Genomic DNA, 23,886 nt, shown 5'->3' with positions numbered 1-23,886 from the left:
CGGTCGTCGGCCACCGCCCTCCTGGGGCCGGCCCGGAGCAGCGGCGCCGCCGCGCCGGGTCAGCCGGCGAGCGCATCGAGGGCGTCGTCGAGCCGGGGCTTCCGGCCGTCGGCGAAGACGTCGAGGAACTCCTCGCCGGGCGCGGCCCAGAACCGGGTACGCGGCTCGTCCCGCCAGTCGCAGGTGATCTCGCAGCCCCACGAGTGCAGGTACGTCCGCTGGTCCTCCTGCCCACGGTGGAACAGCGGGTCGCCGACGATCGGGAAGCCGAGCCAGGCCAGGTGGACGCGGATCTGGTGGCGCCGACCGGTGACCGGCTTGAGCACCAGCAGCGTACGGTCGCCGCTGACCAGCGCCGTGACGAAGTCGGTACGGGACTCGTAGGAGGGCTTGGACCGGTCGACGGCCGACTCCGGCAGCGCGAAGCGGTGGCGGTCGGCGTCGTAGCGGATGGCCTCGCGCTCGCCCGCGATCCGGATGGTGCCCTTGCGGCCCGGCCGCAGCGGCAGGTCGATGGTGCCGGTCTCGGGCAGCCGCGCCCCCTCGACCCAGGCCAGGTAGCGCTTGTCGGCGCCCCGGTTGGCGAACTGCCGGGTCAGCGAGGCGTGCGCCGACGGCGTCCTGGCCAGCAGCAGCAGCCCCGAGGTGACCTTGTCGATGCGGTGCACCCAGTGCACCGGCTCCCCGGCGGCGGCGGCCAGGTCGGTCAGGGACTCGGCGTGCCGCTCGCCCATCACCGAGATGCCCGGCGGCTTGTCGAGCACGAGCAGATGGTCGTCCTCGTGGATGGGATCGCGCCGAAGTTCCGACCAACTGAAGGTGGTCATCATCGCCTCGGCTCTCGACTGTGCTGAGCTGCTCCGTGTCGCCGACGGCCGCGCCCGGGACATCGGTGACGCGCGGAGCGGGGTCGAGCCGGCCAGGTGGGCCGGCACGGCGAAGGATATCAACCCGGCGACGGCGCCCTCCGACATCGCGTCCGGGGCCGAGCGTCGCGCGGGCGGCGCGTGCCCCGGGGGCACCGCGTCGCGCGGGCGGCGCGGACCGTGCGGGAGACCGGCACGACCCCTCGTGCGGTACACGCGGGGGTCGCCAACCCGAACCGACCACGCCATCTCCGTATTTCGCCGCACGAGGCGGACCAACGGCGAGGCGAGCACGTTAGAAGAAATATGACGGGTTGTCGGACTCTACCGTGAAAACGCACATGGGGGTCGAGGCAGACCGACGCGGAGAGCGCGGTCCGGACCTGGGAGGAATCCAACCGTGACCCAGTACGTGGAGGAGGCCGGCGGTCCGACGCGGCAGGCCGAAGAGTCCCTACCGCCGGCGGGAGGGGCGGGTGCCGGAGGATCGTCCGTGCCGTGGTGGAGGCGACCGTGGATCGTGCCACTGGTCGCGCTCAACGGGGCCTTCCTGCTGTTCGTCCTGCCGCCGTATCTCGGTCTCGACCCGAGCCAGTCACGGGTGGTGCTGAACGACGGCTTCGCGTCGCACTACGCCGTCCTGGTGGTGCACATCCTCTTCGGCACCATCGCGCTGGTGACGTTGTGCCTCCAGGCCTGGCCGTGGCTGCGCCTGCGGTACCCGAGGGTGCACCGACTCAGCGGGCGGCTGTACGTCTTCGCCGGCGCCATCCCGTCCGCGCTGCTCGCGCTCGTCCTCATGCCGTTCGCCGCGGCGCCGAACGGGCTGCTCGGCAGCGCGCTGGCCTCCGTGGGATGGATCGCCACGACGGTGCTCGGGTTCCGCGCGGCCCGCCGGCGCCGCTACGCCGAGCACCGGAAGTGGATGGTCTACAGCTTCGCCTTCGCCCTGCAGACCATGTGGGGACGGGTGATCTTCCTGTTCAGCGCGGTGACCGGGCTGTCCATGAACCCGATCGTCGCCGCCGAGGCGGGCGGGTGGCTCAGCGTGCTGGTAAACCTCGCCATCGCCTACTGGTGGCTGCACCGCACCCCCCGCCCGTCACGCCGCGGCGCTCAGCCGACGCGCCCGGCCGGCGTGCTCACTGGAACCGCCACCGGGTCGCGCTGAAGCCGGACTCCTTGTCCATGCCGATGACCTTGGCCGGGGTCACCTCGAAGACGATGTACGGCGACGGGCCGATCCCGTCGCCGTCGATCCCACCGTCGACCGGGGTCACCTCCCAGCCGTACTTCTTCCCGTACGCCTCGGCGACGCGCTTGAGCGTCGCCGGGTCGCTGATCCGGGCTGCCGTGCCCTCGATCGAGAGGTCCAGCTCGGGACTGCCGACGGTGAGGACGCAGTGCGGGTTGGTGGCCAGGTTGTCGACCTTGTGGGCGGTCTCGCTGGAGCAGAAGAACATGCTCCGGTCGAGCCACATGGCCAGCAGTGGCACGGCGTGCGGCCGGCCGTCCGGCCGGACCGTGCACAGGAAGAACTCTCCCGCCTCCGTCAGCCGCTCACGCGCCTGCGACCAGGGCATCGGCTTGGAGCCTTCGCTGGCAAAGGACGGTTCCGCGACCGGCTCACGGTCCACCATGGGTTCCCCTTCGAACGACGACATCGTTACTGAAGCAGCACGGAGAGTATCTCAGTGTGACGGTGTCCGCGAGCGGACGGACACCGGCGCCGCGGAGTGTCGGAGGAGCGCGGCCCTCGATCGCCCCGCGATCCCGCGTCCACAGGGGAACGAATCCGCTTGACCTCAACCTCGCTCCAGGTCCTAGGTTCGCCGCATGAGCATGGAAGTCACCGCGTGGATGTCCCTGCACCACGCGATGCATCAGCGTGACCAGCGGCCCTTCTCCAAGGCGACCCTCAGGCGGATCGGCGGCTTCGCCCGCCCGCACCGCCGCCTGCTCGCGTGGTTCCTGGCGGGCAGCGTCGTGGCCGCGGTGCTGACCGTGGCCGCACCGGTGCTGGCCGGGCGGGTGGTCGACGCGATCGTCTCCGGTACCGACACGGCGACGGTGGTGCGGCTGGCCGTGGCGATCGCCCTGATCGCGCTCGCCGAGGCCGGGCTGGGGCTGCTCACCCGCTACCAGTCGGCGCGGATCGGCGAGGGCCTGATCCTCGACCTGCGGACCGCCGTCTTCGATCACGTGCAGCGGATGCCGGTCGCCTTCTTCACCCGGACCCGCACCGGCGCCCTGGTCTCGCGCCTCAACAACGACGTGATCGGGGCGCAGCAGGCGTTCAGCGACACGCTCTCGGGCGTGGTCGGCAACGCCGTGACGCTGCTCCTGACGCTCGCGGTGATGCTGACCTTCTCCTGGCAGATCACCCTGCTGGCGCTGGTGCTGCTGCCGATCTTCGTGCTGCCCGCGCGGAGGATGGGCCGGAAGCTGGCCCGGCTCGAACGGGAGGCGGCCGGCCTCAACGCGGCGATGAGCACCCGGATGACCGAGAAGTTCTCCGCGCCCGGCGCCACCCTGGTCAAGCTCTACGGCCGGCCGGCGGAGGAGTCCGCCGAGTTCGCCGCCCGCGCGCGGCGCGTGCGCGACATCGGCGTCCGTACCGCCATGTTGCAGACCGTCTTCATCACGGCCCTCACGGTGGTCGGTTCCCTCGCGCTGGCCCTGGTGTACGGCCTGGGCGGCGTGTACGCCATCCGCGGGCAGCTCGACGCCGGCGCGGTCGTCGCGCTCGCCCTGCTGCTGTCGCGCCTGTACGCGCCGCTGACCTCGCTCGCCAGCGCGCGGATGGAGATCATGAGCGCGCTGGTCAGCTTCGAGCGGGTCTTCGAGATCCTGGACCTCAAGCCGATGATCGAGGACAGGCCGGACGCCCGGCCGCTGCCCGACGGACCGGTGGCGGTCGAGTTCGACGACGTCCGCTTCGGTTACCCGTCGGCCGAGAAGGTCTCCCTGGCCTCGCTGGAGGACGTGGCGAAGCTCGACACCCGCGGCGGCGAGGAGGTGCTGCACGGTATCTCGTTCCGCGCCGAGCCGGGGCAGATGGTCGCCCTGGTCGGCTCGTCGGGCGCGGGCAAGTCCACCATCGCGCAACTGCTGCCCCGCCTGTACGACGTGGAGGAGGGCGCCGTCCGGCTCGCCGGGCGCGACGTCCGTGACCTGACCGGCGACTCGGTCCGCGACGCCCTGGGGGTGGTGACCCAGGACGGTCACCTGCTGCACGACACGATCCGCGCCAACCTGCTCTACGCCCGACCCGACGCGGGCGAGGACGACCTGTGGGACGTGCTGCGGCGCGCGCGGCTGGCCGACCTGATCCGCTCGCTGCCGGACGGGCTGGAGACGGTCGTGGGCGAGCGGGGGTACCGCCTCTCCGGAGGCGAACGTCAACGGCTCACCATCGCCCGGCTGCTGCTCTCCCGCCCGCGCGTGGTGATCCTCGACGAGGCCACCGCGCACCTCGACTCGACCTCCGAGGCGGCGGTGCAGGCGGCGCTGGGTGAGGCGTTGACGGGGCGGACCAGCGTGGTCATCGCGCACCGACTCTCCACGATCCGCTCCGCCGACCAGATCCTGGTGCTGGAACAGGGCCGGATCGTGGAACGCGGCCGGCACCCCGACCTGCTGGCCCGGGGCGGCCGGTACGCCGAGCTGTACCGCACCCAGTTCGACCAGCCGGTGCCGGCCTGACTTGTCCACCGTGCTCGCGCACCGGGCAGGCAGCGGGTTCCGCCTGTTGCCCTCACCGAGCGGGATGGAGGGCGCCGCGCCCGCCGCTCAGCGCCGGTTGCGCGACCGGCGGGCCGCCAGTACCCCGCCGACGATCGCCGCCACGGCCGGCAGGCCGCAACAGATCGTCAGGACGAACACGTGCCACGGCTTGACAGCTCCCATGCCCGCGAGGGTAGGCGAGGCGGGCCACCGTCGCAGACGGGCCGTCGGGGTGCGTGTCGCGCCCCGACGGCCCGTCGTCGTCGGTCGTCGTCAGCCGTTGTTGTCGATCAGGCTGGCGATCTGGCTGTAGATCACGTGCGCCTTCGCGCCCTGGTTCGACGGGCAGCCGCCGAGGTGGTGCAGGGCGATCACCCGGTGGCTGGAGTTCAGCACCGGCGAGCCCGAGTTGCCGCCGGAGGTGTCACAGCTGTAGCTGATGTTGGAAGCGTTGTAGTTCGCGTTCTTCACGGTGCACGTCGCACCGTTCTGGGTGTCCTCGTAGATCGACAGTCGCTTCGGGCTGCCGTCACCGTGCCCCGGGATGTACATCCGCGTGCCGGTGGTGGTGGCGGTCGTCGCCAGGTACAGCGTGCCGAAGCTCTGGATGCTGGTGAAGTTGTTCACCGAGTACAGGGCGTAGTCCAGCTCGCCGGAGCCCCCGCTGCTCACCTTGTAGAGGGTGGCGCCGCTGACCTTGGTGCCGGCGCCCGGGTTCGAGCCGCCACAGGTGGCGCACTGGTAGTTGAACTGCATCTCGCTGCCGCTGACGGCGGCCTGCGTCGAGAAGCAGTGCTTGTTGGTCAGCATGCGGTTGGTGTTGCCGACCCGCCAGGTGGTGCACATCCCACCGCCGCTGATCAGCAGCCGCGCCACCGCCCTGCCGCGCGCGTACTCGGTGGGGTGGCTGTTCTGGTAGCAGACCACGTCGCGGCGGGCGTCGGTGCTGCAGACGGACTGCGTGGAGAGGTTGTGCTGCGCGATCTCCGCGCGGTCGTAGCCGCGCCAGAACCGGTCGATGGTCGCGACGTTGCCGCGGGAGGCGCGGCTGCTGTGCATCGTCACCATTGCGGTGTCGCCCTCCACCGACATCGCCCAGAAGCCCGGCTGTCCGTCGGTGGTGTAGTCCGAGCCGGTCGCCCGGTTCAGGTAGCGGTCGTACCGGTAGCTCTCCCGGCCGTCGGGGCTCGACACCGTGACGTAGTCGCCGTGGGCCAGTCGCAGCGCGCTGAAGTGCACCTTGACGTACGACGCACCGGGGTGCCGGATGACCTGCGTCCGGCTGTCCCCGGCGGAGGACAGCGTGCCGGTGACGGTGCGGAGTTCACCGACCGTGGTGACGCCCTCCGCCGAGAACTGATCCGATTCGGGTGCCCGTTCGGATTGCGGTGCGAGGGGTTGCACCGAGTACGCCCCGGCGGCGGGTACCGACATCAGACTCAGCCCGAGTGTGCAGGCGCCGAGCGCGACCGCCGCCGTTCGTAGGCGGCGCATGGCATGTTTCATCGTCGCTCCCTCCGAGGAACCAGCACCCAGACGTGCTTGCAGCCTTCATACACGAGCCGATGGACACATGCAAACCTATCGATGCCTAGCCGATACTCCGGGGGCGTCGCTGGCGTGTTGACGGGCAGAAGGCGGCCGGGATCCCCGGGAGCACCCGGTCCACCCCCTCCGGTTGCTTCCGCGGGCAACACGGAAGGGATCACCCGGTGGCCGTGGGGCTACGCCGGGGGCAGCTTCGACGGCTGTGCGTACGCCTACGGTACGAGCAAGTTCGCCATCGAGCGGACCGGCTTCATGACCAGTTCCTGCGCCAACGGCCCGTCCGTCGTGGCTCCAGCAAGGCCGACGGATCGCCGGACTCCCTGCGGTGGTGGCACTCGGAGGCGGTCTTCTGCACCGCCTCCGGCACCGACCCGCTGTGCAGCCCGTACGGGGTCTGGAGCGAGAACAAGGGCGGCGGCCTGAAGGTCACCCGCAGCACGACCGCCTGCCCGGTCTACGGCAACATCGGCGCCGCCGCCGCGTACGGTTCCGGCGCCGCGACGCCGGCCCACCCGCTGGGCACGGTGCCGGCGGGGCAGCAGGTCGACGTCCGCTACGTCACCAAGAGCCGCCAGTACGTCATGGCCAAGTGGCACGGCCAGCGACTCGTCGGGGGTAATCGCCTGGGGGTTCTTCCCCCGCGGATGCCTGACCTGATTCCGGAACGCGAGGACGCCTGCTCGGGCGGTAGACGGGGACGCGATTCTCTTTCTATTCACAATCATCGATTAATGTCCACGGCAGTGACGACCCGACACGAAACGAGGAACTGCATGCGTACCCTCCTGCGTGGCGCGGCGGCTGCCGCCGTGGCCTCGACCATCGCCCTGTCGGTGCCGGCCCCCGCCCAGGCAGCCCAGCCGAACCAGCTGTGCCGCACCAACAGTTCCGCGATCCTCTACACGAGCCCGAGTTCGGGGATCTGGGTTCCCGAGGGGTCGCTGGTCCGCATCCTCGACTACCGGGGGCCGCTGCACTACCTGGCTCGCTACGACGGGACCGTGGGCCAACTCGAGCGCAGCCGGGTCATCCAGGAGAGCTGCTACTACCAGTGAGTCGGTAGCGCGTGCCCTCGGGCGGTGGTCGGGCCGGGCGGCCCGGCCACCGCCTGCTCCTGCTCGGCCTCGTGGCGCTGTCCGTCGTCCCGCCCCGGTCGATCGGGGTCGCCCGCGCCCGCCCCGGGTCCTGCATGGAGGACCGCGCGGGCCTGCTCGGCGGCGTGAACCATACTTTCGCTGATGAAGTCGAGGAAGCGGGCGATGTTCTCCAGGCGGTTGGCGGCGGGGGTGTGGGGGCCGAGGAGCGCGACGCCCTGGCGTGCGGTTTCGACGAGTTGGTCGTTGGCCCGGGCGCTGGCGACCGTCGCCTGGTAGAAGAGTTCGTCGTCGACGACGTAGCGGTCGCGGCGCCGTTCGTCGCGCTCTCGGCGGACGAGGCTCTGGCCTTCGAGGAAGGTGATCGCCTTGGAGATGGACGCCGGGCTGACCTGGAGGCGCTGGGCGAGTTGAGACGCGGTGAGGCTGCCCGCGTCGGTGATGAACAGGCAGGTCAGGACCCGTGCCGCCATCTTGGTCAGGCCCGAGGCCATGAGGACCGTGGTGAACGCCTCCTCGTACTCGGCAACGGCCGCGGCGTCGCGCCCGTGCGCCTGAGCGACTGACTGCGGCCCACGGGTGGCACCGGGCCTGCGGTGGGCGCGGCGTTCGGTGGCGCGGTGGGCCAGGTCGGCGCGGTAGGCGGCGGGGCCGCCGTTGCGCATCACCTCGCGGGTCACCGTCGAGGTGGGACGATCAAGACGCCGCGCGATCTCGGCGTACGAGACGCTGTCGGCCAGCCCCAGCGCGATCTGCTGGCGTTCCTGCTGGGTGAGCCTGCCCCCCGGCATCGCGACCTCCTTCGTGGTCCTCATTGGTGTCGCCCGCTCGCCCAGCATAGCGTTCACCTCACTCCATTGCAATGATCAATGGATCATTCGTTGCATTAAAGCCGCAACCATTGCAACAAACTACCGCGTTTGAGCTGCGCAAACACCCGGCTAGCGCAACAAGATAGTTGCCGTAATATGGAAAGCAACGTAGCGTTTCTTATATCTGAAACAAGGAACGAGCGCAGGAGCGCACGATGCAGAAGTTCGACACCCCCGCCCCGATCACCGCTGTCCTGGACATCCCGGCCGGACGCGTCCAGTTCATCGCCGCGCACCGCGCCGACACCACCGTCGAGGTCCGGCCCGACGATGCCACCGCGAGCCGCGACATCAGGACCGCCGAGCGGACCACCGTCTCCTACGCCGACGGCGTCCTGCGGATCACCTCCGCGAGCCTCGACAACCGGCTGCTCGGGCCCACCGGGTCCGTGGAGATCACCGTCCAGCTGCCCGCCGGCTCCCACGTCGAGGCCAGGACCGGCAGCGCCGAACTACGCGTCGTCGGACGCCTCGGCGACGTCGCCTTCGACGGCGCGTACCGCAACATCAAGATCGACGAGGCCGCGAGCGTCCGCCTGACCGCGATCGACGGTGACGTCGAGGTCGGTCGGCTCAACGGTCCCGCGGAGATCAGCACCGCACGGGGTCACGTCCGCATCGGCGAGGCCGTGCGCGGCACGGTCGTCCTCCGCACCCGGTCCGGCGACATCACGGTCGGCGCCACCGCCGGGGCGTCGGCCGCCCTGGACGCCGGCACCGGCCACGGCCGCGTCAGCAACGCCCTCAAGAACGACGGCACCGCACAGCTCGACATCCGCGCCACCACCGCCCACGGCGACATCGCCGCCCGCAGCCTCTGAGGCACCAGCTCGCGGTATTCCGGCCGAGCCTGTCACTCGCCGCCGGGGATCCGTCCGCCCAAGACGGGCCGCGGTCCAGGAGCAGTACCCCGACCGGTCGTCCACGACGCCGAACGCGAATCGGCACCACACGCAAGGAGACTCACGATGGGACACCACGACAGCGGCTTCTCCGAGGCAGGGCTGCGCAGGATGCGGAACGTGCTGGCACGGCACGTCGATTCCGGCCGGATCCCCGGCCTCGTCGCCCTGGTGAGCCGCCGCGGGCAGACGCACGTCGAAGCGATCGGGACGATGCGCCATGACGGTGGCCCGCCGATGCGCCGAGACACGATCTTCCGGATGGCCTCGACGTCCAAGCCGGTCGCGATGGCCGCGGCGATGGTCCTGATCGACGAGTGCCGGTTGCGGCTGGACGACCCGGTGGAGCCGTGGCTCCCCGAACTCGCCGACCGGCGGGTGCTGGCACGCGTCGACGCGCCTCTGGACGACACCGTGCCGGCGCGGCGACCGATCATCGTCCGGGACCTGCTGGCCTCGACGTTCGGGCTCGGCATGGACATGACGGCACTGGGCACGCCGATCATGGGCGCGGTCTTCGAGCAGGGGCTCACACCCAACGGGCCCGAGCCGATGCCCGAGCCGGATGAGTGGATGCGTCGCCTCGGCACGCTCCCGCTGATGCATCAGCCCGGAGAGCGTTGGCAGTACCAGATCAGCAACGATCTGATCGGCGTGCTCGTCAGCAGGGTTACGGGCCGGTCGTACGAGGCCTTCCTACGTGAACGCATCTTCGACCCGCTGGGGATGAAGGACACCGGATTCCATGTACCAGCGGACAAGATCGACCGGCTGCCACCCCTCTACGCCCCGGACCCGCGGACCGGAGCGTTCCACGTGTGGGATCCGGCAGAAGGGGGACGCCACAGCCAGCCCCCGGCGTTCCAGAGCGGCGGCGGTGGGCTGGTCTCCACCGTCGACGACTACCACGCCTACTTCCAGATGCTGCTCAACCACGGCATGCACGGGACCGAGCGGATCCTGTCCCGGCCCGCCGTCGAGCTGATGACCACCAACCGCCTCACGCCCGAGCAACAGACCGCCCGAGACGCCATGGCACGCGACAACGTCCACGTCTCCTTCGGCCAGGGGCAGCACGGCGGCTGGGGCTTCGGGATGGCGGTGCGCACCTACCGCGGCGACTACGCGTCCATCGGCCAGTTCGGATGGGACGGCGGAAGCGGCACGTCGACCTACGCCGACCCGGACAAGCAGCTCAGCGGGATCCTGCTCACCCAGGTCGGAATGTCCGTCCCGGATCCGGCGCGACTCATCCACGACTTCTGGACGGCGCTCTACCAGGCGATGGACTGACACTGGGCCTGCGCCGCCCACGCCGCCAAGGGCGCCCTCCCGCCCCGCCGCCCCGGGACGGCCGGACCGCTGGCGCGGTGGTGGTCGCACGACCATACTCAGCGGACATGGAGAGGGCCCGTGCTGGGTTGGGCCGGGACCTGGCGCACGCGCTACGGACCGGTCCGTTCTCGGCGGCGCTTCACCTCGCGATCGAGGACCGTGGACTGAGGCTGGAGGAGATCCAGGAGCAACTGTCGGCGGCCGGCGTCAGTGTCAGCCTCACCACGTTGAGCTACTGGCGGCGTGGTCGCAGTCGCCCGGAACGCTCGGAATCCATCAAGGCGGTCCGGCTGCTCGAACAGATCCTGTCGCTGCCCGCCGAGTCCCTCATCGTTCAACTCGGCCCGCGACGCCCCCGGGGCCGATGGCTGAGCCAGCCGCCCGGGACGATCGAGATCGACCGGCTCTTCAGCGACGGCATGAGCGTGGCCAAGATGATCGGCGAGGTCGACCGGTGGATGTACCACGAGCTGACCCGGCTCAGCCTGCACGATCTCTATCTGGTGGGCGACCGGCGCCAGGAGGTCAGCCTGACCTGCCGGCAGGTACTGCGAGCCAACACCGACCGGGTGTCCCGGACGGTGGGCATCTTCCGCACCGACGACCTGACCGCTTCGACCCGGATCAACGCGGTGCGCAACTGCCGGCTCGGCCGGGTCCGCTCCGACCACAGCTCGGGCCTGCTCGTCTCGGAGATCATCTTCGACCGCATGCTGGCTCAGGGCGACACCGTGGTGATCGAGTACGAGTTTCTCAGCAACTCGCAGACGCCGACCGACAACTACTACCGGGGCTTCTCCACCCCGGTCGGCGAGTACGTCCTCCAGGTGCAGTTCGCCCACGACGCCGTGCCCGCCCGCTGCCACCGCTTCGAGCGACGCGGGCTCAACGCGCCCGATCAGGGCGTGTGGGAGGCGTGGATCGGGTCCACCCACGGCGCCCACCTGGTCGCCTCGGACGTGGCTCCGGGCATCGTGGGCATGCGTTGGGAGTGGGAGTGAGCGGCTGCACCCACTCCCGCCCCCTACGCGCTCAGCTCGCGCTGATCGTCACGTCGTCGATGACGAAGCTGGTCTGGTACGACCAGTCCTCCACCCCGTGGAACGTCAACGTGGCGGTCTGCCCGGCGAAGCGACCGACGTTGATCACCTTCTCCACGTAACCGCTGGTCCTGTCCAGGTTCGAGTAGCTGGCCAGGGTGGTACCGCCGAGCGAGACGGTCAGCCGGTCGTAGATCGCGTTCTCGTACTCCGCCGTGGTGATGCGGATCCAGAAGCGCAGCGTGGCGCTGCCGCAGCCGGCCGGGATCGTCACCGGCTGCGCGATGTTGTCGGTCTGCACCCGGCCGCCGCCGTTCAGCCACGCGTTGCGGCTACCGGACCGCGCCGGATACTGCGACCAGGTGCCGATCACGTTCGCCGTCGCCGTCCAGGGCGAGGTCCCGGCCTCGAAGCCGGGATTGCCGACCAACTGCGCCGGCGTGCAGTCATCGCCACCGCTGGTCACAGTCCAGGTGAAGGTCGCCGTGGCGGTCCGGCCCGCCGCGTCGGTGAGGGTCACCGTCACGGTTGAGGTGCCCGCCGTGCTCGCGCTACCGGTGATCCGACCGCTGGACGCGCCGATGGTGAGTCCGGCCGGCAGCCCCGAGGCGCTCCAGGTGTACGGGGCGGTGCCCCCGCTGCCCTGCATCTGCACGTCGACCGCCTGGCCGACCGCCGAACTCCGATCACCCGGATCGGTGACCGTCGGGTTGCCCGGACCGGGGTCGCCGGCGATGAAGCCGGTGTAGAGCAGCACGTTCGGCGAACCGCTCCCCGGGTTGGTGATCTTGCCCGTGGTGCCGTTGCCCACCAGGGCGGTCCGGACCTGAGCGGGTGTCGCGCCGGGATTGGTACCCAGGTAGAGCGCCGCGGCACCGGCCGTGTGCGGCGAGGCCATCGAGGTACCCGTCATCGTGGCGCTGCCGTTGTTGCTCGTGTGCGAGGCCGACACGATGCTGGTGCCGGGGGCGAAGATGTCCAGGCAGGAACCGTAGTTGCTGCTGCTGTTGCGCCCGTCTGAGCCGGTGCTGTTGCCGACGGTGATGGCTGCGGCGACCGCCTGCGGGCTGTAGAAGCAGGCGTCGTCCGAGGAGTTGCCGGCCGCCTGCACGAACTGCACGCCTGAGTTGATCAGGCTGGTGACGGCACTGTCCATCGCCTGGCTGGCGCACCGGCTGCCACAACCGATGCTGTAGTTGACCACGGCCGGCTTCTGCGCGTTGGCGCGTACCCAGTTGATCCCCGCGATCAGGTCGTCGTTCGTGCCACTGCCCTGACAGTTGAGCACCCGCACGGCGACCACGCCGGCCTTCTTCGCGACGCCGTAGGTCGTGCCCACCGCGGTACCCGCGACGTGCGTGCCGTGCCCGTGGCAGTCCTGCGGGGTGCTGTCGTTGTCCACCATGTCGGTGCCCTGTCTGACCCGACCCGTGAACTCGGTGTGGCTGGCGTTGATACCGGTGTCCAGCACGTAGACGGTGACCCCCTGTCCCGGGGCGGCCGGATAGGTGAAGGTCTGGTTCAGCGGCAGGTTCCGCTGGTCGATCCGGTCGTCACCCCAGTTCGGCGGGTTGTTCTGGGTGTCCTGCACCCGAATCCGCTGGACCTGCTCGACCGACGCGACGGACGGGTCGGCGGCCAACCGCTCCGCCTGCCCCGCCGACATGCTCACCGAGAAGCCGGCGAGCGCGGAGTCGTACACGTGGCGGGTCCGCCCGCCGAAACGGCCGGTCAGTTCGCGCGCTCTGGTGTCGACGGCGGCGGCCGTCAGCGCGGCCGGCTTGAGCGTCACGATGTAGCGGTCGGGCACCGCGTTCGGGCCGTCCGCGTACCGGATGGTGCCGGACGGCTCGGCCTGCGCCGGACCACCGACGCCGATGGTCCCGGCCAGCGCCATGACCAGTGCGAAGCCAACGGCTGGGAGTCGTTGCAACACGGGTGACCTCCTTGAAGGGTGTCGACGCCGCGCTCGCGTCCTGATGACGACGATCTCGGCGGCTGCGCCGAACGTAGGTGGGCGCGGGAGCACCAGGACAGGACGGTTAACAACCTTCGATGATTTGTGACGTCAAAACTGTTTATGGACTGCGGCGACGCACTCTGGGGCTCCCGAGGCGTGGACGGCCTGGAACACGACGGAGCACGCCGCCCCAACCGCCAACTCCATCGCCGCGAGGGCTAGTCGACCGCGATGCGCAGGCCACGCACCGGTGAGGCGGCGACCAGGGCGAGGCTGACCACGACGGGCACGGCCAGCATCAGGTACGCGGCCCGGACCCCGTAGGTGTCCGCGGCCAGCCCGCCGATCAGGGCGCCGAACGGAGTGCCGCCCCAGGCCAGCATGCGCCCGGTGGTGTTGACGCGGCCCTGCAGCGCATCGGGGGTGAGCAGTTGGCGCACGGTGATGCCGTTCGCGTTCACGGTCAGGCGCGCCACGGCCCAGATCGCCCACCCGGCCAGCGCCAGGGTGAACGCCGACGTGCCGGCCAGGCCGATGAGGGCCGCGAGGAAGATGATGAGCCCCACGACGGACACCATCCCCTGGCCGGCCCGACGGCTGGCCCGGGGCAGGATGACGGCGGCGATCAGCGAGCCAACCGCGGCGGCGGCGTAGAGCAGGCCCAGGCGCTGGTCCTCCGGGCTCAGGCCGAGAGCCTGGTCGGCGTGGACGACGAGCAGACCCAGCACGCCGCCGGCGGCGACGTTGAGGCCGAAGCCCGCGGCGGTCAGCGTACGCAGGGCGGGCGTCCGCCAGAGGTAGTGCACTCCTTCGGCGATCTCGGCCCGCAGCCGACGGGCCACCGCCGGCCCCGGGTCCAGGCCGGTGCGGATCTGGACGATCAGCGCGGCGGACACCAGATAGGTGGCGGCGTCGACGGCCAGCACCAGCGTGGGGTCGGCGATCGCGGCCAGCAGTCCGGCGGCGGCGGGCGCGGCGATCTCCAGCACGATCTCGGTGGACCAGATGAGGCTGTTCGCCCGGGTGACCCCTGGCTTGCCGACGATGCGGACGAAGGTGCCCCAGGCCGCGGCGTCGAACCAGCAGAAACCGCAGCCCACGCCGAAGGCCACGAGGAGCAGGTACCAGGAGGCCAGCGCATCGAACAGCGCGGCGACCGGCACGGTGGCGAGCAGGAGAGCGCAGCACACGTCGGCGGTGATCATCATGCGCTTGCGCCGCAGGCGGTCCGCGGCGGCGCCGGCGAAGAGCCCGAACAACAGGTACGGCAGGGCTTCGAGGCCGACCACCGCCGCCGTCAGCGTCGGGGAGGCGCTCGTACGGTAGACCAGCAGCGGCAGGGCGACGGCGCTGGCAGCGGTCCCGGCGACCGAGATCGATCGGGCGAGGTACCAGAAGGAGAAGTCACGGTGGAACAGCCGGCGTCCTTCGACGCCGGCTGCCTCGGTGCGCTGCGACACGGCCTGCTTCAGCCCAGCAGGGCGAGTTGCCGATCGTCGATACTGGTCAGTGCGAGGTGCAGGTCCACCGCCAGATCGTCGGCGAGACGAGCCGTCGAGGCACCTTCCTCGTCGCCAGGGTGGAAGCACGCTTGGCCGCCACCGCCGGGCATGACGTCACGGGCCGTCGCCTCGTCGCCGGGGTGGAAGCACATGGTGCCGCCGCCACCGCCGGGCATGACGTCACGAGCCGTCGCCTCGTCGCCGGGATGGAAGCACATGGTGCCGCCCGGGGGAGAAAGACGAGCCGTCAGCTCACCGTCCTCGTCACCCGTACGGAAGTAGCAGTCGTCAGCAGACATGTTTTCCCTCATCTCGTTCGAACTGGATCTGGTCGGGTGACCGTCGCCCGGTCCGGCGACGGCCACAGGTGCCACCCCCGCCCGGTCGGGATGACGGGCACCCCGTGCCGCACCAGGCTGAAGCGCTCCAGCCCCGGGCCGATCGTGGTGGCCACCGCGATCGGTGAGCCGACTGGCGCGACCTCGCACACGTGGTAACCGATGCCGTGACGGGCCAGAGCCCGCCGGACGTGCTCCAGCCCCCAACCCGGGCTGCCGTCGCCGGCTACGTCCGCGCGTAGCGGCACCGCCCGCACCGGGCCGGAGAGCAGCTCGTCGAGTGGCATCAAGGCACACCGTTGCAGCGCCGGCCAGGTCGCCAGACGCTGTACCGCGGGCGAGCCGGCGGCGGTTGCGGAGAGCGCACAGACCTGGATCAGCTCGCTGAGGGCACGCGACGCGGCGTCGGTGGCCCAGATCGACGCCCCGGCCCCGAGCCGGGTCGGCTCGCCGCCGGCCGCCGGGCTGACCGCCAGATACACCGGCACACCCAGGTCGGTCGTGATGTCGAGCAGGTGTACGGGCGCGCCGGCCGCCCGTACGGTCTCCGCGTGCAGCGCACGCAACCCGTCCGGCAGTTCCCCGACCGGCACGAGGTCGACGCCCGGGACCCCGGCGACGTACCAGCGCAGAAGCGCCTGCCCGAGCCCGTCGTGTTCGATCAGCTCGCAGAGACCGTGATAGACGGCCTCTGCCAGGTCGACGCCTGCCGCGGTGCCCAGGCTCGACGAGTACCGCAGCAGACTGCGGTACGGCCGGACGTCGTCACCCGCCACCGGCCACCGGTAGTAGCGCGGATCGGCGAGGAACGTGGGATAACGGACCTCGCCGTAGGAGGCACACGCCGCGACGGAGTCCGGAAACTCCGCCGCCCACCGCCGCACGACCAGGTCGGGCTCCAGGGCGGACTGCCCCGCCACGACGCTCGCCGGCACCAGCCTGGTGGCGTCCGCCGTCCATCGGCGGTTGTCCCGGGCCGACATGAGATAGCGCTCCAGGGCCTCGAAGTACGCGCTCGCCGCGCCCTGGGGACCCGCTCCCTTTCCCGCACCGACGGCGACCCGTGCTCCGTCCCGGTACAGCGTGACGCGCATGGTCGGCGATGCGGCCGGGCCGAGGACCGCCGCCCGTGCTGTGAGGCCGAGCCGGTCGATCTCGGCTGAGGCTGTCGCGAGGGCGCACTGGGTGGGCACGGATCGGAATGGCACCGCAGCCTCCCCCGGGACTATTCACCGGCCCGGACTGTGTCAACGAACTGCTTCGATGTCAACGGCTGTCAGCGGAATCAGGGGCTACGCGACGTACCGCGTGCCGAAAGATCCTCCGCCACGGCGGCGAGACGGTGATCACCGTCGCGCTCAGCCTTCGCCACACGCCTCACCGAACTGGTCGGCGAACCCGCGATGAGCTACGTGACCCGCTGGCGGATGCGCCTGGCCGCAACGGCGCTACGCGACGAGGGTGCCACCGTGGCTGACTCGCCCACCGCTTCGGCTACCGCTCCGAGGCGCGTTCGTCCGAGCGCCCGAGCGTGTGGCGGGCACTCCACCCGGAGCGGCACGACGGACACTCCCCGCCTCCAGCCAGCAGACGGGGAGTATCTCGACCACCTACTCGTCGACGAGTGCGCCGACTGGTTGACGTCAGCAGTTTCGAGTTCTTCCCATCCCCCACATTGAGGGCTGAGCACAGTTTCCGAGGAATTCCGCCGCCCCGGGGGGATCGGCGCTGCCGAGCACGGAACCGAGGCCTGAATCGATCGAGGCGTACAACCCAAGCGTCGAGGGTTGACTGCCTCCGAACTCGTCGGACGGCATCATCAACAACCGATATCCGACAGGTTGGGATACCCGCCGCCCCGCCAATACACGACCTGCACCATGAGCGGGTACGTGATCGAATTGCGGTTGCAGCTGAATCAGGCCGCGCGGCCATGCCGCCATTGCCGCTGATGGTCCTTCACGGACCAATCTCTACCGCCGATTGAACCGCCACCGGGTCGCGGTCATCCCGTCCGCGCCGTAGCCGAAGGCCCGGACCGGGCAGATCTGGTAGAAGGCGTACTGGGGCGATCCGGGCAGGCTTCCGTCGTAGGCCCGACCACCCCGGATGTCGAACGACCAGCGGTACTTCTTCTCGAAGGCGGCGGCCACCCGGCGCAGCATGGTGTCGTCGGAAACCTGGTGAGCCTCGCCCTTCACCACCAGGTCGAGGTCCTCGTTGCCGACCATGATGACACTGTGAGGGTTCCGGGCCAGGTTTCGGCTCTTGCGGGTGTTCGGACGGCTCGCAATGCACGGCACCCCGTCCACCAGCACCAGCAGCACTGGAGCGGCGTGCGGATGGCCGTCGGGTCGCACCGTCGACAGCCAACATCTGGTGGCCGACTGCAGGCACGCCAGCGCCTGACTCCAGGGCTTCAAGGTCGCCACGTCGGTGCTGAACGGTGTCGCATCCTCCGGCTGGAAGAGCAGTTCAGCGATCGGCGTGTCGACCGTGCTGACAGATCCTGGGGCATGTCGTACTCGTCGCGCAGGCGCCACCACTGGTAGGGCTGGGCCTGCGGCCAGCCCTCTGGCGAGTTCTTCCAGGTCTCCTGCCACACGCAAGGTGTCCAGCGCGGCTTGCCAGTCCTTGGTCGGCGCGATCGGCGGATGGTTCACGCGGTCCTCCTTTTCGGCTTTTCGGCTGGCGTGGGACGGAGCAACAGCCCAGATCTTTAATGACATTGGCCAATGTGAAGCTAACACGCACACGCGCCTCGCGCATGGCGGCCGGAACCTTCAACCATGTCTTGACCATGATGCGGAGCCGAGAATTCGCAGGCATCGAAGGACGGGTTCGCGCCACTGCCGGACATGAATCAACAGCATGTCGAGTTACTCGACGAGTGCGGTCGGGAGATCGACTACCATGCGCGGTTTCTGCTCTTGGAGCCCGCCGGAGAGGCCCGGTCAGCCCGCCGGAGAGGCCCGGTCTGCGCAGGCATTCAAGGTGCTATCCGCGGAACTGCCGAACGACGACGAGTTATCCAACTCAAGGCGGAACGTGCGTCATCGAGGTGGCCCGCCACAGGTCGACCTGCGGTCAGCGGCAAGGCCAGCCCGCCGACATCGGCATCGCCCAACGCACGCACCGATCACGTCATGTGCCGCCGTGGGAGCGGTCCTCCCCCACCGATCAGTTCCTCGAAGCCATCGTCCGCCCCGTGAACGTGGCTGGGCGCAGTCCACCCCATCGTCGCGGAGCCACCAAGCCGCTATGGCCGGTGACCGCCCCCAGATCGCATGACCGACGCGGAGATTCACCAACTCGCCAGGCTGCTCGCACGCGTACGCGGCCCAAGAGTTGGACCAGTTCGAGCATTGGTGCGTCGAATCGCCGTATGGCCCGGTGTTCATCGACATCAGCCGACGATGCGCTCCCGGCACCGAAGACGCGTACCACGTCCTCTGGCCACTACCCGACCAACCCCACGACCCGCACTAATCTCGCTTGAACCCGCGAGACCACGGCGCGCACCAGACCACCGGGGCCTGTACGCGGTCCTTCGCGAACTGCAGTACCTACTCGCGACCTGGCTCGGATTCTGCCCCCTCTGCCGCCAACTCGTCCCAACCTAACAAAGCACTACTAACCCGGGGCGGAACATCCTGCTCGATGCTCGTATACCTCGATCAGTGTGGCCGGCATCTGGCATTCGTAGGTCAGTTCGTATACAGGTGGACCGCGGCCGGACTCGCCTTCACCGCCCGCCAGCGGACTGAACCGCCCGCTCGTGTCGGTTCAGTCCGCGTCCGCGGCAGGCTGGCAGTCACGAGGGCATGGCCCGAACACCCGACAACTACGGCCCGAGCCATGTAGCTCGTCGGCCCCCACGCACGCGTCGCCCTCGGAACACTCCGTCGTCCCGTCGTCGTGCTCGATCTCCACCCCGGTGCACGACGGGCCGATCAAGGCCGCGTTCTCCGAGTGCGCCACGCAGCGCTGGCACGCATGCCCCGTCTGGATCTGTGGCTGCCGGGAACACGGATCGATGATGTCCTCGTGGTGGAAGACCACCGTCTCGCCGGGGCAGCCGTCCCCGTGGCACTCGAACGCGCCATCGGCGTGGACGAGCAGCGGCCCCGAACAAACAGGCTGACGCGGAACCCGACCCATCGCCACGGCGAGGAACTGCACCGTCGACAGCTCCGCATCCGTCACCGAATCCGGGATCACCTACAGCGGACCCCGCTCGGCGCGGGCCCGAGCCCGCGGGCGACTCCGATCGGGACGCTTCCGGCCGGAACCCCGGCCCCGAGAAACTGGCATGTACGGAAAGTACCGGCCGAATATCCATACGTGTCCAACCCCGAACGGTGGAGTCTCGCCGTTCACGCGTTCAAGGCTTAACGCCGGATCCACTGCCGTTGGTCCTCAAGGGCCGGCCCACCCCCGCCCAAGAGCTGCAGCAGATGATCGACCGCCACGGCATCGACACCATCACCGAGGTCCTGCACCGCAGAGACTGACCCACCAACCCCGGCCGCCGAGGACGTCGACTACCTACGCGAACACACCCACGGCGGCACGCTGCTGCGCCGCCCCACCACTGACCCCCACAACCGCCTCGTTGTACAGACGGTTGTCGAGCGGATGGGCGAACTGTTGACCTCTCCTGGGCAACTTGTTCCTGCTGACCGGCAACCTGCCGGTGGGTTCAGTGCGTAGGTATGCGAAGCGGGTTATCGGCAATCGAGTGGGAGACCGATGCGGAGCACGGCTGAGGATGAGATCAGCGAGTTCGTGCGGGCGCGGTATGCCCGTTTGCTGCGGATCGCCTACTTGCTCTGCGGTGATCACGGGCGAGCGGAGGACCTGGTACAGACGACGTTGACGAAGGTCGCTCTGGCATGGTCCCGGTTGGATGAGAACGTCGATCATTACGCCCACCGGGTGTTGACGAACACCTTCATCAGTGCGCGGCGGCGGCGATCGTGGTTCGAGCGGCCCTCGGCAATCACCCGAGATCAGCAAGGGCCGGATCAGTTCGCTGCCGTGGACGATCGAGATCTGCTGTGGCGGGCGCTGGCGCAGTTGCCGGCCCGGCAGCGTGCGGCTGTGGTGCTACGCCACTACGAGGACCTCAGCGAGGAAAACACGGCAGCGGTGTTGGGATGTGCGGTGGGAACGGTGAAGAGCTTGACGTCGCGAGGTTTGCGGTCGCTACGAGCTGATCTGAGTGCCGCGGGAAGGCCAGCGAAATCGTGTGTGGGAGGAAGCAACTCGTGAGTACCGATGGAGAATTGCGCGAGCGGCTGATTGATCTAGCGGCTGAGGTGCGGATGCCGACTGCCCCCGACGTCATGATCAGCCGTCGGGTTGGCGCGGTACGTCGTCGTCGAGCCGCGCTTGCGGCGTCAGCCCTGCTGACCGTGGCGGTCGTGGCGACGTCGGTGGTCTTAACCACTGCGGTGGCACCGCGGCCAGGGGATCTGGCGTCGGTGCCAGCGGACGGGCCGTTGCTCGGTTGGGAGCGTGCGGGGCAGGCTCCGGAGGCACTGGTCAATGACGCGGTGAGCGCGTGGGACCAGGCGGTCGGCGGGCCGGCGGGGCGGCATTCGGCAATGCGCGCGCTGTTGGCAACTACGCATCCGACGCTGGGCTCGGTTGTCGTGCTCCAGGGCTTGGACAGCGCGGGACAGGCGAGGATTGGGTTTTTCGCTACCACGTCGACGCCGACGTCGCGGATGCAGCTGCTGGCCGACAGGGCTGTCCCGGATCCGAGTCACACGCAGGTGATTAGCCTGGTGAGCCCTCAAGGACCGTCGCGCAGCGCCAGCGCCGACTACTGGAGCGGCTACGTGATCGCGGTGGCCATGCCCGGGGTGACTCACCTGCGGATCACCAGTACCACCATCGACGATGACATCGGTGATGGGAAGGGACTGGCCAGCGGCCGCTTCCTCATTCGAGCGTTGCCCCGGACCTCAACTGCTCTCACCGCCCGGATCAAGGGTTTCGTCGACAGTGCGCCTGCTTTCGACGTTCCCGCCCAAGGCGGTGCCGTCGGCGCTGCCGAGGCCCTGCCCGCGACTGTGCTGAGCCGCTCGCAGGACACCATGACAGTGTCGGTGACCGACCCCGGCCGGGTGCGTGCCGGCCAGCTCGTGGCGGTCCCCGACGGCCTGGTGGGACGGGTGATGCAGGTCGATTCGGTCTCCCGGCAGGTGCAGGTGCAGCTTTCCCGCGCGAGAGAGTTCACGCTCGCCGCCTACACCGACATCAGCAACCAACACGGTGTCCTACGAGGAGGAGACGACGGCCTCGTCTTCGAGCAACTGGATACCAGCGCCGAGGTCAACGAGGGCAACCGGATCCTGGTCGCTGATCCCGCCCAGGCCGACCGTCTCGCTGGGGCGATCACCGCAGCCCGCCCCACCCACACCCGCACCGGCGCCCAGCGGGCGGTCGCGGCCCGTTCGACCGTGTCTGTCGACAACCTGCGAGAGGTATACATCAGCGTGCCCGCTGCCACACCGTCACGCTGACCGCGCAGGACAAGCGAGGGGGTGGGACACCGAACGGTGTCCCACCCCCTCGCTTGCTGCCCGGACCAGGGTCAGATGTTGCTGACCGCAGTTCCATCGCCGCGGGCGTACGCGCCGTTGCCCGTGTCGCCGTAGCCGAACCAGAAGTAGTACTCGTAGCTGTTGGACAACCCGGTCCAGCAGAACTGGTACGTCTGGTTGTCCGTCGGCCATCGCACGGTCGAACCCATCTGCGGATCAGTACCCGACTCGTTGCGGTACAGCTTGACCGAGATCTCATCGAACAGCGGGTTTCCCGACTGCACGTAGACCTTTAGCCAGGTGCATGCCTTCCCGGTCGTAGTGTTGAACCTGCGGCTCTCGACCCCCCACGACGCCTCGAACCAGTAGTTGAACGGCAGCGCCGCCCCGAGCGGCCCGACCGACCCGGACGGCGGCGCTCCCTCGACGAATCCATACGTCGGGCCCTGAACCTGAGGCAACTTCCCGTCCGGCACCAACTGGGGTCTGACCTCATTCGGAGTCCTACCCGACGCCGAGACTCCCGACGGGACCTCGGCCGCCTCCGCCGGTGCCGCGCTGGCCGGACCAACGCCAACCGCGACGCTCATGGCTACCGCCGACGCCACCAGCATGGCTCTACGGAACCTCACTCTGATCACGCGCTGATACCTCCCCGTTACGCACCGATACGAAGGGCCTAGTATTGCCGATTCTCACGCCAGAGATCAATGGTCTTGACTATCAACGTGACCCCGCGCTTGGGCCACTGTCCCCCAGGCAAGGAGCAAGGCGACCTTTCCCTGCCGGGATCCATGTCGACCGGTGGCCGCACGAGTGGACCGCTGAGCTGAACGACCTGTTGACCGTGCTGCGCCGGCTCGTGGACTTGGAACCCGCGCAGGCCGGGTTTCCCAAGGACGGCAAAGCTTCGGCGTGTGTGGCCCGGCAGTACTCCGGCACGCTCGGCAAGGTCGCCAACTGCCAGATCGCCGTCAGCGTCCACGCCGCGACCGACGCCGCCTCGGCAGTGCTGAACTGGCGGTTGTTCGTGCCGGAGTCCTGGGACGACACCTGCGTCCCGGGCCCGGACGGCAAGCCGGCGAACGCGCACGTCCGTAGGCTGCGCCGCGAGCCGGTCACCCTCGATCAGGCCGGGGCGAAGAAACCACACTCCCGGCTGCGGCTGCGGCTGCCGCCCGCCGAGCAGATCGAGCAGATCCGCCAGCGGCGGGCGGCGTCGAAGGTCCCCGACACCGAGCGGTATCGGCCGAAGTGGCTGATGGCCCTGGAGATGCTCGACGAGTTGGCCGAGTGGGGGCTGCGTTCGCCGCTGCTGACCGCCGACGCCGGCTACGGGCGGCTGTGGTGCGGCCGCGACGACCGATCGGCCATCCCCTCCGACCCGAACTCGGCATACCGCACCGCCCAGCGCTTCGCCGTCGGCCAGGACACGTCATAGCGTTCCGCGGCCCGGGCGACCGGCCACCCCTGATCCACGATCAGACGCGCCAGGCGAAGGCGTGCACGAGGGGTCAAAGCGGCGTTAGCGTGGGACACGAAGGCCTCCTGGTTGGCGGAGCGGTTCCTAGACAGCTCCACTCCACAACCGGAGGCCTTCGTCATCAAGTTATCTACGTCGTGTCGTCGCACAACCTCGACCAACCTGCCTGGGCAGAACAGCTAGACCGTCGACATCGAGCCGATCTTTGCCTTGGCCGATGTGTCCTTCGATGAGTCCATCGGTGTAGAGCAGCAGTGACCAATCGTGGTGGGGCAGCGGAATGTTGGTCGTGGCGGGTTGTCGTGGGGCAACGCCCAGCAGCAGGCCCGTGTGGGCAGCTACGGGTGTGGCGGTGCCGTGGTGCAGTAGCAGGGGTGGGGGGTGTCCGGCGCTGCGGATCGTGGCGCGTTGACCGGTGAGGTCTATGGCGATTGCGCAGACGCTGGTGAAGACGTGTCCCGCACTGCGTTCGCTGATCAGCACCTGTTCCAGCGCGGGGAGTACCTCGTCGTCGGGCACGCCGGCGAGGATCAGCGCCCGCCAGGCGACCCGGAGCTCGACGCCGAGGGCCGCCTCGTCCACGCCGTGCCCACAAACGTCGCCGACGATCAGGTCGAGCCGGTCGGGCCGGGTCTGCACCACGTCGTAGAAGTCACCGCCGATCAG

Annotated in this window: 20 protein-coding genes and 2 pseudogenes; 9 read left to right on the top strand and 13 right to left on the bottom strand. The window is 69.5% G+C overall.

The window, feature by feature from the left end; all coding sequences use genetic code 11:
• Positions 1–59 precede the first annotated feature (59 nt).
• Positions 60–827 carry an RluA family pseudouridine synthase gene (locus ACFHW0_RS30100; RefSeq protein WP_416613018.1) on the bottom strand — a complete coding sequence of 256 codons (768 nt, stop codon included), beginning with the start codon at positions 825–827 and terminating at the stop codon, positions 60–62.
• A gap of 532 nt (positions 828–1,359) precedes the next feature.
• On the opposite strand from ACFHW0_RS30100, the gene ACFHW0_RS30095 reads away from it, so the two are divergent.
• Positions 1,360–2,037 (top strand): DUF2306 domain-containing protein, encoded by a 678-nt coding sequence (locus ACFHW0_RS30095; RefSeq protein WP_416613017.1) that lies wholly within the window; start codon positions 1,360–1,362, stop codon positions 2,035–2,037.
• On the opposite strand, the gene ACFHW0_RS30090 is transcribed toward ACFHW0_RS30095, so the two are convergent.
• Complete coding sequence (locus tag ACFHW0_RS30090; protein WP_416613016.1) at positions 2,009–2,506, bottom strand: pyridoxamine 5'-phosphate oxidase family protein; 498 nt, start codon at positions 2,504–2,506, stop codon at positions 2,009–2,011. The two genes, ACFHW0_RS30095 and ACFHW0_RS30090, sit on opposite strands and share 29 nt — an antisense overlap.
• 196 nt (positions 2,507–2,702) lie before the next feature.
• Between ACFHW0_RS30090 and ACFHW0_RS30085 the strand changes: the two genes are divergently transcribed.
• Positions 2,703–4,571, top strand: coding sequence for an ABC transporter ATP-binding protein (locus ACFHW0_RS30085; protein WP_416613015.1), 1,869 nt, complete (start codon positions 2,703–2,705; stop codon positions 4,569–4,571).
• A gap of 294 nt (positions 4,572–4,865) precedes the next feature.
• Here the strand turns inward: ACFHW0_RS30085 and ACFHW0_RS30080 are convergent, their stop codons facing one another.
• A complete protein-coding gene (locus ACFHW0_RS30080; RefSeq protein WP_416613014.1) occupies positions 4,866–6,098 on the bottom strand; it encodes a trypsin-like serine peptidase in 1,233 nt (410 codons plus the stop codon).
• A gap of 206 nt (positions 6,099–6,304) precedes the next feature.
• On the opposite strand from ACFHW0_RS30080, the gene ACFHW0_RS30075 reads away from it, so the two are divergent.
• Positions 6,305–7,195 carry a hypothetical protein gene (locus tag ACFHW0_RS30075; RefSeq protein ID WP_416613013.1) on the top strand — a complete coding sequence of 297 codons (891 nt, stop codon included), beginning with the start codon at positions 6,305–6,307 and terminating at the stop codon, positions 7,193–7,195.
• Here the strand turns inward: ACFHW0_RS30075 and ACFHW0_RS30070 are convergent.
• Positions 7,186–8,025, bottom strand: coding sequence for a helix-turn-helix domain-containing protein (locus ACFHW0_RS30070; protein WP_416613012.1), 840 nt, complete (start codon positions 8,023–8,025; stop codon positions 7,186–7,188). The two genes, ACFHW0_RS30075 and ACFHW0_RS30070, sit on opposite strands and share 10 nt — an antisense overlap.
• Before the next feature lie 236 nt (positions 8,026–8,261).
• On the opposite strand from ACFHW0_RS30070, the gene ACFHW0_RS30065 reads away from it, so the two are divergent.
• The 3 genes from ACFHW0_RS30065 (at position 8,262) to ACFHW0_RS30055 (ending at position 11,344) form a co-directional block, all read left to right on the top strand.
• Positions 8,262–8,927, top strand: coding sequence for a DUF4097 family beta strand repeat-containing protein (locus ACFHW0_RS30065; RefSeq protein WP_416613011.1), 666 nt, complete (start codon positions 8,262–8,264; stop codon positions 8,925–8,927).
• 147 nt (positions 8,928–9,074) lie between these two features.
• Positions 9,075–10,301, top strand: coding sequence for a serine hydrolase domain-containing protein (locus ACFHW0_RS30060; protein ID WP_416613010.1), 1,227 nt, complete (start codon positions 9,075–9,077; stop codon positions 10,299–10,301).
• Between the two features lie 107 nt (positions 10,302–10,408).
• Positions 10,409–11,344, top strand: coding sequence for a hypothetical protein (locus tag ACFHW0_RS30055; RefSeq protein WP_416613009.1), 936 nt, complete (start codon positions 10,409–10,411; stop codon positions 11,342–11,344).
• Between the two features lie 31 nt (positions 11,345–11,375).
• Here the strand turns inward: ACFHW0_RS30055 and ACFHW0_RS30050 are convergent, their stop codons facing one another.
• From ACFHW0_RS30050 to ACFHW0_RS30025, 6 genes are all read right to left on the bottom strand, one after another.
• Complete coding sequence (locus ACFHW0_RS30050) at positions 11,376–13,319, bottom strand: S8 family peptidase (RefSeq protein ID WP_416613008.1); 1,944 nt, start codon at positions 13,317–13,319, stop codon at positions 11,376–11,378.
• Positions 13,320–13,561: 242 nt separating this feature from the next.
• Positions 13,562–14,803 (bottom strand): MFS transporter, encoded by a 1,242-nt coding sequence (locus ACFHW0_RS30045; RefSeq protein WP_416613007.1) that lies wholly within the window; start codon positions 14,801–14,803, stop codon positions 13,562–13,564.
• A gap of 8 nt (positions 14,804–14,811) precedes the next feature.
• Positions 14,812–15,144 (bottom strand): hypothetical protein, encoded by a 333-nt coding sequence (locus tag ACFHW0_RS30040; RefSeq protein WP_416613006.1) that lies wholly within the window; start codon positions 15,142–15,144, stop codon positions 14,812–14,814.
• An 8-nt stretch (positions 15,145–15,152) separates the two neighbouring features.
• On the bottom strand, positions 15,153–16,277 hold the full coding sequence (locus ACFHW0_RS30035) for a YcaO-like family protein (protein ID WP_416613005.1): 1,125 nt from the start codon (positions 16,275–16,277) through the stop codon (positions 15,153–15,155).
• Positions 16,278–17,156: 879 nt separating this feature from the next.
• On the bottom strand, positions 17,157–17,846 hold the full coding sequence (locus tag ACFHW0_RS30030; RefSeq protein ID WP_416613004.1) for a pyridoxamine 5'-phosphate oxidase family protein: 690 nt from the start codon (positions 17,844–17,846) through the stop codon (positions 17,157–17,159).
• A gap of 1,123 nt (positions 17,847–18,969) precedes the next feature.
• Entirely contained in the window at positions 18,970–19,404 is a 435-nt protein-coding gene (locus ACFHW0_RS30025; protein WP_416613003.1) for a hypothetical protein, read from the bottom strand.
• Between the two features lie 531 nt (positions 19,405–19,935).
• Here ACFHW0_RS30025 and ACFHW0_RS30020 point away from each other — a divergent pair.
• Entirely contained in the window at positions 19,936–20,457 is a 522-nt protein-coding gene (locus tag ACFHW0_RS30020) for a SigE family RNA polymerase sigma factor (protein ID WP_416613002.1), read from the top strand.
• Positions 20,454–21,716, top strand: a complete 1,263-nt coding sequence (locus ACFHW0_RS30015) for a rod shape-determining protein MreC (protein ID WP_416613001.1) — start codon at positions 20,454–20,456, stop codon at positions 21,714–21,716. Before ACFHW0_RS30020 ends, ACFHW0_RS30015 begins: the two co-directional genes overlap by 4 nt.
• A 71-nt stretch (positions 21,717–21,787) precedes the next feature.
• On the opposite strand, the gene ACFHW0_RS30010 is transcribed toward ACFHW0_RS30015, so the two are convergent.
• A complete protein-coding gene (locus tag ACFHW0_RS30010) occupies positions 21,788–22,378 on the bottom strand; it encodes a hypothetical protein (protein ID WP_416613000.1) in 591 nt (196 codons plus the stop codon).
• Between the two features lie 44 nt (positions 22,379–22,422).
• Between ACFHW0_RS30010 and ACFHW0_RS30005 the strand changes: the two are divergent.
• Positions 22,423–23,076: pseudogene (locus ACFHW0_RS30005) on the top strand (transposase); the annotation flags it as partial.
• Between the two features lie 2 nt (positions 23,077–23,078).
• Here ACFHW0_RS30005 and ACFHW0_RS30000 read toward each other — a convergent pair.
• Together ACFHW0_RS30000 and ACFHW0_RS29995 are read right to left on the bottom strand one after the other, a co-directional pair.
• A pseudogene (locus ACFHW0_RS30000) lies at positions 23,079–23,276 on the bottom strand (helix-turn-helix domain-containing protein); the annotation flags it as partial.
• A 70-nt stretch (positions 23,277–23,346) separates the two neighbouring features.
• A partial coding sequence (locus tag ACFHW0_RS29995) for a PP2C family protein-serine/threonine phosphatase (RefSeq protein WP_416612999.1) occupies positions 23,347–23,886 on the bottom strand: 540 nt, incomplete at its 5' end.

Origin of the sequence: Micromonospora sp. LOL_025, assembly GCF_048060285.1 — a bacterium.
Lineage (GTDB): Bacteria > Actinomycetota > Actinomycetes > Mycobacteriales > Micromonosporaceae > Micromonospora.
Note: the sequence above shows the minus strand (reverse complement) of the source record. Positions and strands in the feature narration are given on the sequence as shown.

What these genes read in the sequence shown, in the direction of transcription:
- ACFHW0_RS30085 (WP_416613015.1), top strand. Translation starts at nt 2,703, where the DNA reads ATGAGCATGGAAGTCACCGCGTGGATGTCCCTGCACCACGCGATGCAT.
- ACFHW0_RS30020 (WP_416613002.1), top strand. Translation starts at nt 19,936, where the DNA reads ATGCGGAGCACGGCTGAGGATGAGATCAGCGAGTTCGTGCGGGCGCGG.
- ACFHW0_RS30055 (WP_416613009.1), top strand. Translation starts at nt 10,409, where the DNA reads ATGGAGAGGGCCCGTGCTGGGTTGGGCCGGGACCTGGCGCACGCGCTA.
- ACFHW0_RS30100 (WP_416613018.1), bottom strand. Translation starts at nt 827, where the DNA reads ATGACCACCTTCAGTTGGTCGGAACTTCGGCGCGATCCCATCCACGAG.
- ACFHW0_RS30060 (WP_416613010.1), top strand. Translation starts at nt 9,075, where the DNA reads ATGGGACACCACGACAGCGGCTTCTCCGAGGCAGGGCTGCGCAGGATG.
- ACFHW0_RS30035 (WP_416613005.1), bottom strand. Translation starts at nt 16,277, where the DNA reads ATGCGCGTCACGCTGTACCGGGACGGAGCACGGGTCGCCGTCGGTGCG.
- ACFHW0_RS30040 (WP_416613006.1), bottom strand. Translation starts at nt 15,144, where the DNA reads ATGTCTGCTGACGACTGCTACTTCCGTACGGGTGACGAGGACGGTGAG.
- ACFHW0_RS30080 (WP_416613014.1), bottom strand. Translation starts at nt 6,098, where the DNA reads ATGAAACATGCCATGCGCCGCCTACGAACGGCGGCGGTCGCGCTCGGC.
- ACFHW0_RS30065 (WP_416613011.1), top strand. Translation starts at nt 8,262, where the DNA reads ATGCAGAAGTTCGACACCCCCGCCCCGATCACCGCTGTCCTGGACATC.
- ACFHW0_RS30090 (WP_416613016.1), bottom strand. Translation starts at nt 2,506, where the DNA reads ATGGTGGACCGTGAGCCGGTCGCGGAACCGTCCTTTGCCAGCGAAGGC.
- ACFHW0_RS30070 (WP_416613012.1), bottom strand. Translation starts at nt 8,025, where the DNA reads ATGCCGGGGGGCAGGCTCACCCAGCAGGAACGCCAGCAGATCGCGCTG.